8 protein-coding genes are annotated in these 13,128 nt (G+C 51.9%); 6 read left to right on the forward strand and 2 right to left on the reverse strand.

Annotation, left to right across the window (positions count from 1 at the left end; translation table 11 throughout):
• Positions 1-92 precede the first annotated feature (92 nt).
• Positions 93-824 (reverse strand): MerR family transcriptional regulator, encoded by a 732-nt coding sequence (locus Q0Y65_RS04005; protein ID WP_297957382.1) that lies wholly within the window; start codon positions 822-824, stop codon positions 93-95.
• Between the two features lie 183 nt (positions 825-1,007).
• A complete protein-coding gene (locus Q0Y65_RS04010; RefSeq protein ID WP_297957385.1) occupies positions 1,008-1,895 on the reverse strand; it encodes a leucine-rich repeat domain-containing protein in 888 nt (295 codons plus the stop codon).
• Positions 1,896-2,171: 276 nt separating this feature from the next.
• Here Q0Y65_RS04010 and Q0Y65_RS04015 point away from each other — a divergent pair, with 276 nt between their 5' ends.
• From Q0Y65_RS04015 to Q0Y65_RS04040, 6 genes are all read left to right on the forward strand, one after another.
• Positions 2,172-2,867 carry a GTP pyrophosphokinase family protein gene (locus Q0Y65_RS04015; RefSeq protein WP_297957388.1) on the forward strand — a complete coding sequence of 232 codons (696 nt, stop codon included), beginning with the start codon at positions 2,172-2,174 and terminating at the stop codon, positions 2,865-2,867.
• A 213-nt stretch (positions 2,868-3,080) separates the two neighbouring features.
• Entirely contained in the window at positions 3,081-7,364 is a 4,284-nt protein-coding gene (locus Q0Y65_RS04020) for a glycoside hydrolase family 2 TIM barrel-domain containing protein (protein WP_297957391.1), read from the forward strand.
• Positions 7,365-7,453: 89 nt separating this feature from the next.
• Positions 7,454-7,807 carry a hypothetical protein gene (locus tag Q0Y65_RS04025; RefSeq protein ID WP_297957394.1) on the forward strand — a complete coding sequence of 118 codons (354 nt, stop codon included), beginning with the start codon at positions 7,454-7,456 and terminating at the stop codon, positions 7,805-7,807.
• A gap of 111 nt (positions 7,808-7,918) precedes the next feature.
• Entirely contained in the window at positions 7,919-8,980 is a 1,062-nt protein-coding gene (locus tag Q0Y65_RS04030; RefSeq protein WP_297957397.1) for a hypothetical protein, read from the forward strand.
• An 11-nt stretch (positions 8,981-8,991) separates the two neighbouring features.
• Entirely contained in the window at positions 8,992-10,368 is a 1,377-nt protein-coding gene (gene radA, locus Q0Y65_RS04035; protein WP_297957402.1) for a DNA repair protein RadA, read from the forward strand.
• Between the two features lie 107 nt (positions 10,369-10,475).
• Complete coding sequence (locus Q0Y65_RS04040) at positions 10,476-13,019, forward strand: LamG-like jellyroll fold domain-containing protein (protein ID WP_297957404.1); 2,544 nt, start codon at positions 10,476-10,478, stop codon at positions 13,017-13,019.
• Positions 13,020-13,128: the final 109 nt, after the last annotated feature.

Genomic DNA, 13,128 nt, shown 5'->3' on the forward strand with positions numbered 1-13,128 from the left:
AAGAACCTTTCCTCAGAAAGGTTTGTCCCCGATAATTACGCATAAACTTCTATATAAGCACAACTGTTAATGCACAGGGGCTTTTTATTCTTTCAGTTTTCACCGCAGCAGGCCTCTATAGCGGCCGCGGCAAACTCCGCCGTACCCTTTCCGCCTGCCTTGTCGATATTCTCGGTGAATTCCCCGCCTGCGGCGTACATCTTCCCCAGTTCGAGGAGTATCTCGTCGGTGCAGTTATAGAAGTTTTCGGTTATGAACCGCTGAAGCTTCCTTACCTGCTCCGCCGCCTCTGCCGATGAGGGACTTTCGTTTTTCATTGCGCCGAACTCTGCAAACAGAGCCATCATCTCAAGGCTGAGACCGCTTTCCTCCTCCGCAGAACGTCCGCCGTGCTTTTCGGAATACTCCCTGTATTCGGGAGTATCCCCCCACTGTTTTTTTGCCTTTTCGGCATATTCTTCGAGCTTTGACTTGTCAAATGCAGAAAAATCCACTGCTCTCACTCCTAACATCTTTATTCCGCGAGCGAAGCCGATGAGGTCCTCAAGGTGCTGCTTTTTCAGTTCAAGAAGCTCTATCTGCTGTTCAAGAGCCTTTTCGCGGTCGAAATCCGCGGCTCCCATTATGCGGATAATATCCTTCAGTGGGAATTCCAGCTCCCTGAACAGGAGTATCTGCTGCAATCTTTCCAGCGCTGCATAGTCATACAGCCTGTAGCCTCCCTCGGTGTGACCCGACGGACTCAGCAGCCCTATCCTGTCATAGTATCTGAGAGTGCGTATACTCACTCCCGCAAGCTCGCTTACCTGTCTGACTGTCATCATAAATATGACCTCCTCTCGTGTGATATCAGTATAGACCATGACGCAGCGTCAGAGTCAATACTGTTTTCTGATCTTTGTAGGAATGCACAAAAAACAGTTTGTGAAATTATAAAATATGCACCCGACCTGGATCGGGTGCATAATATCATATATTTCTCATGTTTTCAGAATGACCGCTACCGATCAATAAATACCATGAAGTGCGTTGTAGTAAGACATATACATCTTTACATTGTCGTTGTAAAGAGTTGTCTCATAGGGAGTTACATAATCCCTGATCCACTGGTGGATATAGGGCTGACCAGCCTTTGTAGCCCAGATACGGAAACCGTTGAGTTTATCAAGGTTGCTTGCGCCTCTGAAGCCGTGATGGCTGAAAGCGTATGTGAGGTTTGAATACTCTGTATCAATGTTTAACAGATTCTCACAGCCGCTGAATGCATCGGAATTGATCCTCCATGTGCCGGGGAGTGATACTTCACTGAAGTTATGGCAGTTAAGGAACGCATTTGAGCCGATAGTCCTTGTGCCGCTGATAGCATAAGGAATATTGAACGAAGAGATATTGCTGTTTTCAAAAGCATTTGCACCGACAGTCGTAAGGCCTGTGGGAATGTAGAAGGAAATAAGGCTGTTTGTATTCTTGAACGCTCTTGCACCGATAGATGTTACGCCGGGTGAGAGTGTCATGTACTTGAGATTGCTGCAGTTCATGCAGAACTCAGAAGGTACAGAACCGATGCCTCTGGGGATAGTAAGGCTTACAAGCTGACCCTGGTTCTTGAAAGCACCTGAGCCGAAGCTTGTAACTGAATGGCTGTCGATAGCCTCGGGAACGATAACGGTTGATTCATTTCCGAGATACTTTGTTACCCTGCAGGTATAAGTGCTTGTAAATTCGATCCTCCATTTTCCGTCACTTGATACATGATCAGCTGCGGAAGCAGAAATTGTATTTGTGGGGATGATCTTGCTGATAACGTTTGAACCTGCACCTGCTGTTGCAGATGTGATAAGTGTAAGTGCCATTAAAGATGATACGATCTTTTTTGATTTGATGCTAAAACTCATTATTATATTCTCCTTGTAAAGTTACTGTCGCGACAAGCATATCATACCATAGTTTTCGTAATTTGTCAAGTATTTTTTACAAAAAGTATAAAAGTTAACTTGCACATAATTAGGTCTTATTTAACGCAATGGGTTATAAAACTGCTCCACAGCACCGTGATCCGCCTATCTCTTCATCATACTGTGTCAGACAAATGAAAAAAATTCAAAGCGATTGACCTGTATCCGCTTTGATGATATAATAAAGATACCATAAGAAAACAAAGGGGATAGACCATGAATAACAACACCGATATAATACGAACGCTCCACGAGCTGGCGGAGGCGGATATGTCAGAGGCAGAATTCCTTCAGTCCGTGGAAAACAATATGGTGCCCATGCAGCAGTTCTTCACCTATTACAAGTGTGCCATAATGGAGATAGAGACCAAGTTCCGCGTGCTCAACGAGCAGTTCTCCCTTAACGGAGAGAGCAATCCCATTGAGTTCATACAGTCCAGGATAAAAAGCTATTCAAGCATTTTCCGCAAGATCATGACAAGGCACATTCCACGCAACATAGAGGCAGTTGCCCGTGATATCAACGATATCGCAGGCATAAGGGTGGTGTGCTCGTTCGTGCAGGACATATACCGTCTCGCGGACTGCTTCCTTCAGCAGGAAGATATCACCCTCATCGAAAAAAAGGACTACATAAAGGAACCCAAGCCCAACGGCTACAGGAGCCTCCACCTCATCGTAGCGGTGCCCATCTTCCTTGAAAACGAGAAGCGTCTTGTGAAGGCCGAGGTGCAGCTCCGCACCATTGCCATGGACTTCTGGGCAAGCCTTGAGCATAAGCTGCGCTACAAGAAGGACCTTCCGCCATACAAGCTTGACCTGCTCACCGACGACCTGAAAAGATGCGCCGATCAGAGCGCCGAGTGGGACAGCCGTATGCAGGACATAAAAAACATACTTGAAAGCGACTGAGCTTCGCCCCCGTTCTTTAGCAGAGTGGGGGCTTTTTTGGTAAAATCCTGTCATTAATTCCCTCACAGCGCCAAAAATACACCTTATCTTTAATTTTTCTGTTGCATTCCATGCTTTTTTATGATATATTAGACATAATAAGAGGATACACTCCGCAAAAACATATAAACACAGCACAAAAACAGGGGAATTATTAAAAGGAGGAATACTTATATGAAACGACTGATCTCAGCAGCTGTTGCAATCACAACGGCTGCAATGTCGCTGTCTGTCCTGCCGCCCGTGCGGTGGGAAGCCGCAGGCGCTCAGTTCAGCGGCAGCGAATGGACGGGCAGAAACGGCGCGGAGGACGTTTTCGCGGTCAACCGCGAGGACGCTTCATGCAATCCCGTGCCGTTCCAGAGCGTTGACGCCGCTGTGAATGCGGTATGGGACTACAATGCCCGCACCGATTCGGATTATTTCCAGCTGCTCACAGGCACCGGCGAGGACTGGAAGCTGACTGTGGTGCAGAACGCAAAGGAAGCAGAACGCCACCTTGACTATGCACTGAAAAACAGCTACATCGACGATCCTACGGAGAGCATATGGAAAACGGTGCAGCTCCCGAAAAGCTGGACCTGTCAGGGCTTTGACTTCCCTATATACTCAAATATAGGCGAGCCGTGGCAGGCAAAGTACGACAGCAATGTGTCCGTACCCCAGGCTCCCACAAACTATAATCCCGTGGGTATCTACAAGAAGAACTTCACTCCCGACAGCGCCATGCTGGCAGGAGGAAGAAAGACCTACATTGAATTTGACGGCGTTGAATCCGCCTACTATGTTTACCTCAACGGCAATGCCGTAGGCTACAGCGAAGACAGCTTCAGCCCCCACCGCTTCGACATCACCCCCTATCTGAAGGAGGGCGAGAACGACCTGGTGGTAGAGGTACACAAGTTCTGCGACGGCACATGGTTCGAGGATCAGGATATGATATACGACGGAGGTATCTTCCGCGATGTATTCCTGGTAAGCGCTCCCGATGTGCAGATAAGGGACTACACCGTACATACAAACGTCGATACCGCAAAGAACGGTTCATCTCTTACGATAGACCTTGATCTGCGCAACTGCTCGGGCAGCGATACATCGGGCTGGAGCGTAAAGGCCGAGGCCTATGACGCTGATGGCAGCAATATCCTCAGTTCGGACGCATCTGCCTCCGTATCCGTAAAGGCCTTCGGGAACAGCACCGCAAGGATAGAGACATACGTTTCCGATCCTAAGCTCTGGTCAGCCGAGCACCCGAACCTCTACGCACTGGTGCTCACTCTCACAGACGGCAGCGGCAATCAGCAGGAGATACTGTCCACACAGCTGGGCTTCAGAACTATCGGCTTCACACCTGCCGCGGTAGACTCGTCATACAGAGTCACCACAAGCAGCTGGGAGCCTGTTACCATAAACGGAAAGCGCCTGCTCTTCAAGGGCGTAAACCGCCATGACACCGATCCCTTCAACGGAAAGGCAGTCACACAGGAGGCAATGCGCGAGGACATAAAGCTCATGAAGCTCAACAATGTCAACGCGCTCAGGACGTCTCACTACAGCAACGATTCATACCTATACTGGCTGTGCAACAAGTACGGCCTGTATGTAATGGGCGAGACAAATATGGAGTCTCACGCTCTTATGGACGACAACGACGGAAAGGCTCTCTTCTATGAGCTGGCTATGGACAGAACAGAGACCGCCTACAAGCGTCTGAAGAACAATCCCTCCATAGTTGCATGGTCCATAGGAAACGAAATGGCATATACAGGCAACCCAAATGACGCAGGCGGTATGTTCCGCGATATGATCTGGTACTTCAAGAAGAACGACGGCTCACGCCCTGTTCACAGTGAAGGTCAGGGCAGCGGCATGGGCGTTGATATGGGAAGCAATATGTACCCCGGCTCCGACGGCATAAGATACAATGCAGGTCACGGCAAGATGCCTTATGTAATGTGCGAATACGACCACGCAATGGGCAACTCGGTGGGCGCACTCAAGGAGTACTGGGACGCTATCCGAAGCGCCGACAATATGCTGGGCGGCTTTATCTGGGACTGGGTAGACCAGTCAAGAGCAACTCCCCTGCCCAACGGCGGCTGGGACTACTACTCCGAGCCATACGCCCACAAGAACCTCTACTCTGAGGAGAGCAAGGGCAAGTACTTCGCATACGGCGGCGACTGGGGCGACTGGCCCAACGACAACAGCTTCTGCGAGAACGGACTTATCAGCCCCGACAGGACTCCTCAGCCCGAGCTCTCGGAGGTAAAATACCAGTACCAGAGCTTCTGGTTCTCGGCAGACTCCGCCCTTCTTGCGGATCATAAGGTCTCGGTATACAACGAGAACGATTTCACCGACCTCAGCGACTGCAATGTATCATGGAAGCTGCTGAAGAACGGTATACAGATACAGAGCGGCACTATCGAGGACGCTTCCTGCGCTCCTCTCACAAAGAACACTCTGAGCGTACCCTTCTCACTGCCCAAGAGCTCCCTTTCGGGCGACGAGTTCGTGCTTGATATCTCGGTGACCACAAAGACAGGCAATGACCTTATACCCGAGGGCACGGAGATATCCTACGGCCAGATAGGCGTAAACGCCGACGGCAGAACGGTGAAGTACGACTACGGCACCGATACCGTTGAGGTAGTGGAGACTCCAGAGGCATTTGTTCCCGTGGGACACGGCTTCAACATGATGATAGAAAAGTCCACAGGCCTTATGAAGAGCTACGCGATGGAGGGCGACGTCCTCATCGAGGAAGGCCCTGCACCTGATTTCTGGCGCGGCAATCTTGAAAACGATAACGGCTGGAATGCAAAGGGCTCATTCGACTCAGCCTGGAAGGGCGCTATGAACAAGGCCCGCTGCGACGGCATTGACGTAGGCGACGGAGCTGACGGCGCCAAGGTAGTGACCTCCCACCTTACCCTCACAAACGCAGGCAACGCAAAGGTGGATATCGTATACACCATACACATAAACGGAAACGTGGACGTTGAATTCAATGTTGACGCTTCACAAGCAGGCCTGGGCAACTTCATACGCGTGGGCTCCACCATGAAGCTCCCCGAAAACACCGAAAGCCTCAGCTGGTACGGAAACGGCCCCGTTGAGACCTTCAACGACAGAAAGACCTGCGGCAGACTTGGCGTATGGAACAGCACCGTATCGGAGATGTTCTACCCCTATATGAAGGCCGACAGCTGCGGCAATCTCACCGACGTAAGATGGATCTCGGTAAAGAACGATAACGCCGGTCATGCTCTGGTAATCGCAGCAGACGGCACTGTGGAAGCAAGCGCTCTCCACTTCATGACCACCGATTTCGACAACGCAGACCACCCCTACAAGCTCCGTCCCCGCTCCGAGACCTATCTCGGCGTGGATTACGGCTCAATGGGTACGGGAAGCGCTACCTGCGGTCAGGCGACCCTCGATAAGTACCGCCTGCCATCGTCAAGGAAGTACACATGGAAATATACCATTATCCCCGTATCCTCATCGGCAGGAGCAAAGGATATCGCAGACCTTACAGCAAAGCTCCGCTCTGACGGCGTATCCGTTCAGGACAAGAGCAGCAACGCTCTCACTATCCCCGTAGGCGGCACAGCAAAGCTGGGAACCTCCGACAGCGGAAACTATGTAACAGGTTCGCTGACCATACCTCACAACAGCAATATAGACTCATCACTTGAAGGCAATAACTCCTTTACAGTTGAGGCAAATGTTGTTCCCACAGGCACACAGCAGTTCAATATGATCGCCAGCAAGGGCGACTACGCATTCGGTCTCCGCGGCGGAAACGGAACTATCGACTTCTTCATCTACGCAGGCGGCGAATGGCGCAGTCTGAACTGCGATCAGCCCTCCGACTGGATAGGCAGAAAGCATCAGGTGGCAGGAATATACGACGCAGGCAGCAATATGCTACGCATATACTGCGACGGCAAGATACTGGGCGAAAAGGCTACAGGCACTACAGCAGGGGTTGCTCATTCCGACTACAACCTCACTCTGGGAGCCTGCCCCGAAACGGGAAGGAACTCCATAGCCGACTTCTACGAGCTGAGAGTCTACAGCAAGGCACTCACAGCCTCAGAGCTCTCCTCACAGAACACCTCATCGCCTGCATACGCTCCCGACAGTCAGTACGTTCAGCTGTGGCTGGACTTCGACAATCTTGCACAGGCTTCGGAGGAGCCCGTCATAGAGCCTGTATACGGCGACACCAACTGTGACGGAAAGATAGAGCTTGCCGACGCCATACTCATTATGCAGGCTCTGGCAAATCCCAACAAATACGGCCTCTCAGGCAGCTACGAGAAGCACCTTACAGAGGAAGGCAAGCTTAACGGCGACGTGGACAAGTCCACAGAGGGACTCACCTCCAACGACGCCCTGAAGATACAGCAGTTCCTGCTGAACAAGATAAGCTCCCTCGAACCGTAACAGCAATATCAGCCCCGATGCACGGAAAGCATCGGGGCTTGCTTTACACCGCCGCTGAAATATGCTACAATATATCCGAGGTGATATCCATGAACATCGAATACATACACGAGCCTACCGACCTCCAGTGTGGACAGGCCGTTCTGGCAATGGTGCTGGGTAAAACTCCCGAATACATCTGTGAGCTGCTGGATAACGACCGCGAGACCGACCTGAAGGAGATGAAACGTACTTTCCGTTCCCACGGGGTATGGATATCCGACGAGAGAAAACAGGCACAGTCAAAAGCCGACCTTCCTCCCCTTGCGCTCCTCAGCCTGGAAACTCCCCGCTGCTGGCACTGGTCCCTGTACTGCGAGGGCACCTTCTACGATCCCGAGCACGGCGTACTTGACGATTTCCCTCAGTGCAGCAGGAAATACTACTGGGAGCTGAAGCTGTGACCGTTCTCACAGCCGACTGTCAATTTATCTGAACTGTAATAATATATTTATTGACAGCTTACGTCAAAAGTGGTAAAATAATCATATGCAGATATTTGGGAGGAAACAACAATGAAACTAAACAGAATTCTATCGGTACTTGCGGCAGGAGCTGTTCTGACTGCCTGTGCCGGATGCAGTAATACAAAGAAATCAGTAAGCTCGGAGGTTGATCCTCTCGCTCCCAAGACCGCTCCCCAGAACGTTACCTTCGACTGGCAGGAGCCCTTTGAGACCGTTATAATGGCGTTCAAGACCTCCGACAGATGCACTGACACTTCCATGTTCGAGATACGCGACCTTACAGGCGACGACATTCCCGAGCTGATAATCTCCCCCTCCGATGACGTTGCTTCAAAGTGCGAGGTATACCGTCTCATCGGAAGCAGAGCCGACCTTATCACCAATGCAGGCTCCTACGGCACTCTGGACTATATCCCCTCGGAGAACGCTATCGGCTTCTCATACGAGGGCGAGGGCTTCACAATGGGAGAATACCAGACCTATCAGGACGGCAGCTTCTCCACAGCCGTAAGCTTCTACACGAACGCAGGCAGCGCCGCTTCGGGAGCCGTTATCTTCTACAAGATAAACGACGAGGACGTTACCCTTGCCAAGTATCAGGAGGCCCTTATCCCCTATCAGGACGTATTCACCGTAAAGGTAGGCAGAAAGTATTCTCTTGGCACCAACGCCGTGAATTATGCCATCCGCCGCAGCAAGTGCTGGAACGATGTGCTCACGGACGAGCAGAAGCAGCTCTACAAAGACAAGCTCACGGAGATAATGAACAGCTCAGACCTCCACGACGCAGCCTTTGAGATAGTAGACCTTGATCTCAACGAGCTTCCCGAGATAGTGGTATCAACAGGTCTCCTCAACGATTCCGAGACACGCATACTCTACCTGGACACCGACGGCGTAAAGGAGCTAACGGTAACATCTGACGCCGATGGCGGAATACAGTTCGATGTGAACTCCAAGATATTCTTTGCTTCGGATTACTACGGATCAATACAGTGCTGGTCAATGGCAGGCTCGGATATCAGCAGCTTCCAGCCCTCAGACAGCACCCTGCGCTGCGGCAGAGAGTTCAACCTCAACGCAGAAAACATAGAAAAGGCCTTGCTCTGATGAGGTAAAATATGGCAAGATCAAAATATATCTACACCTGTAACCAATGCGGATATGAAAGCTCCAAATGGAACGGAAAATGCCCTTCCTGCGGCGCGTGGAACAGCTTTGAGGAGGATATCGCAGATATCTCTCCCTCAGGGGGACGCGGCGCTGCTTCACAGGGAGGCGCCGCCGACCTGTCCGACAATATCCTCGAACTGGAGGATATCGGAGCCGACAGCGATATCCGCTACGACACAGGTATCGGAGAGCTGAACAGGGTACTCGGCGGAGGGCTTGTGAAAGGCTCTCTTGTTCTTCTCGGCGGCGAGCCGGGCATCGGAAAAAGCACCATACTCCTTCAGATATGCCAGTTTCTCGGCGAGGAGCACTCGGTACTGTATATATCGGGAGAGGAATCCGCAAGGCAGATAAAGCTCCGCGCCAGGCGCCTGGGCGTTGACACGGAGAATCTGTATATCCTTACCGCCACCGACGCAGAGGCGGTATCGCAGACCATCGCCTCCAGCGCTCCCGATATCGCCATAATAGACTCCATACAGACCATGAGCATAGGAAGGATAACCTCCAGCCCCGGAAGCCTTACGCAGGTAAGGGAATGTACCAATCTTTTCATGCATACCGCCAAGGATCAGGAGATCCCCATAATCATAGTAGGCCACGTCAACAAGGACGGCGCTATCGCAGGTCCCAAGGTCATGGAGCACATCGTTGACGCGGTGCTCTACTTTGAGGGCGAGCGCCACCAGAGCTACCGTATACTCCGAGCGGTCAAGAACCGTTTCGGCTCCACCAACGAGATAGGCGTGTTCGAGATGCTGGACAAGGGGCTCCGCGAGGTATCAAACCCCTCACAGATGCTTCTTGAAGGACGTCCACATAACGTATCGGGCACCTGTGTGGCCTGCGTCATGGAGGGCAGCAGACCTATACTTGCGGAGGTGCAGGCTCTTGCGGCCAAGACCAGCTATTCCGCTCCGAGACGTATGGCCACGGGCTTTGACTTCAACAGGCTCAGCATAATCATAGCCGTGCTGGAAAAGCGTCTGGGCATATATATGGGAACTCTTGACGTATACCTGAACATCGTAGGCGGCTTCCGTCTGGACGAGCCCGCAGGCGATCTTCCCGTTGCAATGGCTCTGTATTCGGGAATAATGGACAAGCAGATAGACGAGCAGCTCATAGCCTTCGGGGAGATAGGTCTGGGCGGCGAGATACGCTCGGTATCGCATATAGTTCAGCGTATCCGCGAGGCAGAACGCATGGGCTTCCGCACCTGCATAGTGCCGAAGCAGTCCATGTCCTCCATAGACCCGGGGGACTACGATATAGACATCATACCCGCAGCCACTCTGAAGCAGGCCTTTGCGGTGATAAAATAGCCTTTAAAGATGATACCGGGTGTATCATCTTTTTTGTTGCTATTTGTCGGTCATTATGCTATAATTAGGGTAACAGCATCGTTATTAAAATATAAAGGAGGCAAAATATGAAAATAAGTTCAAGGATACTGTCCCTTGCCGCAGCTGCGGCACTGCTGTTTTCGGCCGCTCCCCTGCTCCCCGATAACGCACGGGCAGCAGGACAGAGCCCCTCGTCATCTGTATCCGACGAGATAGGTCTGGCGGGGAACCTATACACCATATCCGACAGCGGCAGAGCCGATCACGCGGAGCTGCAATGGGCGACCACACTTTCCGCACAGAGCTATGTGCTGTACCGCTCCACAGACAAGAGCAGCGGCTTCGTACCCGTATACGAGGGCACAGGCACCTCATGGCAGGACAACGACATGGCCATAGGTCAGACCTACTACTATCAGCTGAAGGTAAAGGACAAGAACGGAGAGAGCTTCTCCTCCGTAAAGGAGCTTGCTCCCTGTGCACTCCCGTCGGGACTGAGCACCTACGACAACCAGAAGGGCAGCAATCTCGTCTATGAGACAAGCGGCTACAAGGTAGGCGACACCTACTACAGCTATTCCCTGAAAAAGCACGCAGGCAAGGACGACATATACCTTGCGGAGACCACCTCAAAGGACGGAAAATGGTTCTCCAACGAGAAAAATGTGGCGGACAGCTCCCAGAATTCGGCACTGGCAAGCTGTAAGATTGAGTCCGTTCACATCGACTATATCCCCGCTAAGAACAAGGTAGTCGTATGGGCGCACTGGGAAAAGCCCAGCGGCTACAGCGACGGAAAGGCACTGGTCATCACAGGCACTCCCGGCGGACAGTTCACGGTGCATCACGTTTACAATCCGCTGGATATACAGGTGCGGGATATGGCCATCTTCTTTGACGACGACGGCACGGGCTATCTCATAGCCGCCGCCAACAAGGAGGGACAGGGCGCAAACGCCACCATGTACATCTTCCGTATGAACGAGGACTACAGCGACGTCACCAAGGTAGTGAAAACGCTGTTTGAGGATCAGTACAGGGAGTTCCCCAACCTTATCAAGAAGGACGGCTACTACTTCCTGTTCACATCACAGGCAGCAGGCTGGTATCCCAGCAGCGGCGCCTACAGCGTCGCCACCGATATCGCAGGCGAATGGAGCGGCCTGCGCAGCATAGGAAACAGCTCCACATTCTCCTCACAGTCGGGCTGGATAGTGAATATGCAGGACAGGAACTACCTCATGCACGCCTACCGCTGGCTGAGAGCCTCGGAGACCAGCGGCACCACGCTTTGCCCGCTGTACTTCGACAAGGGCTTTGCATTCTATAACTACTATCCATACTTCAAGTACAACACCTCTACGGGAGACCTCTTCCCCGTTCAGCAGGGACAGCTTCTCTCGCAGGACAGGCCTGCCTCCTCATCACTGGCGGCAAAGGGCGGAAGCGCCCCTGCGCAGGCAGTGGACGGCTCATATCAGTCCTCCTTCAACGCTATCGGCGACTATAAGAAATGGCCGTTCTATTTGCAGGTGGACCTGGAACAGGTCTGCGACCTTGCGAATATACAGACCTCATGGTACATATGCAAGGGCTCAGAGGGCTACTATACCTATACCGTGGAGGGCAGCACCGACGGCATAAACTGGACGCAGTTCCTCGACCATACCAACAAGAGCAGCGAGACCGTCAGCAAGACCTACGGCTTCAACAGCGATATGCTCAAGGGCAGGGCAAGATATGTCAGGCTCAATGTAAAGGGAGCGACTCTCCAGAACAATCCCGACAACAACTGGTACAATCCCCAGATATACGAGATGAAGATATTCGGCACCCCCGTCACCGATGCGGAAAGGCCGTCGCCCTATATCGACCTGAACTTTGAAGGCGATACGGGCAACCTCTATCTCGGCAGCGGAGCTTCCGTAAAACAGGACGCACAGAAGGGCGGAGTCCTTTACCTCGACGGAAGCGACGGCTCATATGCGGAGCTTCCCGCAGGTATGCTGGACGGCTGCCGCGACTACACCGTAAGTATGGATATAAAGTCAGAGTCCGAGGGCAATTTCTTCACCTTTGCCGCAGGACAGAACGACGAGAAGTATGTATTCTTCCGCGTTGCACAGGATAAGTTCAGATTTGCGGCAACTACCGATTCATGGCGTGACGAGACCGTAATTGAACGCAACGCAGACGGTACGCAGTGGCACAATTACACCATGGTGTTCAGCGGCGCTGCAACAAAGCTGTATATTGACGGGGAATTCGTCACCGGGACTACCGGGACACACGGACAGATAGCGGATATGGGCTCGGGAAACACCTGCTATATCGGTAAGTCATACTACAAAGACGATACCTGCTTCAAGGGATATATCGACAACCTGAAGATATACAAGCAGGCTCTCACCGACGCGGAGATAAGGGGCGGAGAAGCTCATCCTCAGCCTGTGAAGGGCGATGTCAACAACGACGGCTCGCTCAGGGTCTCAGACCTTGTGGCCATGCAGAGCTTCCTGCTTGGCAAAGGCAGTCTTGAAGCTCCCATGAACGGCGACTTCTGCGAGGACGGCGTCATAGATGTATTCGATCTGACAGCCATGAGGAAGTATATGCTCCGCATGAGCTGAAGGCAGAACGCGCTCTGAAAACGAGCGCGTTTTGTTATGTCACCAGCTTACTATAAATCAGTCCATTTTGCTATATTTTTTCACTGCAAAAAGTTATAATAATGCCATA

The organism is uncultured Ruminococcus sp. (assembly GCF_947301925.1).
In the GTDB taxonomy this organism is placed as follows: domain Bacteria; phylum Bacillota; class Clostridia; order Oscillospirales; family Ruminococcaceae; genus Ruminococcus.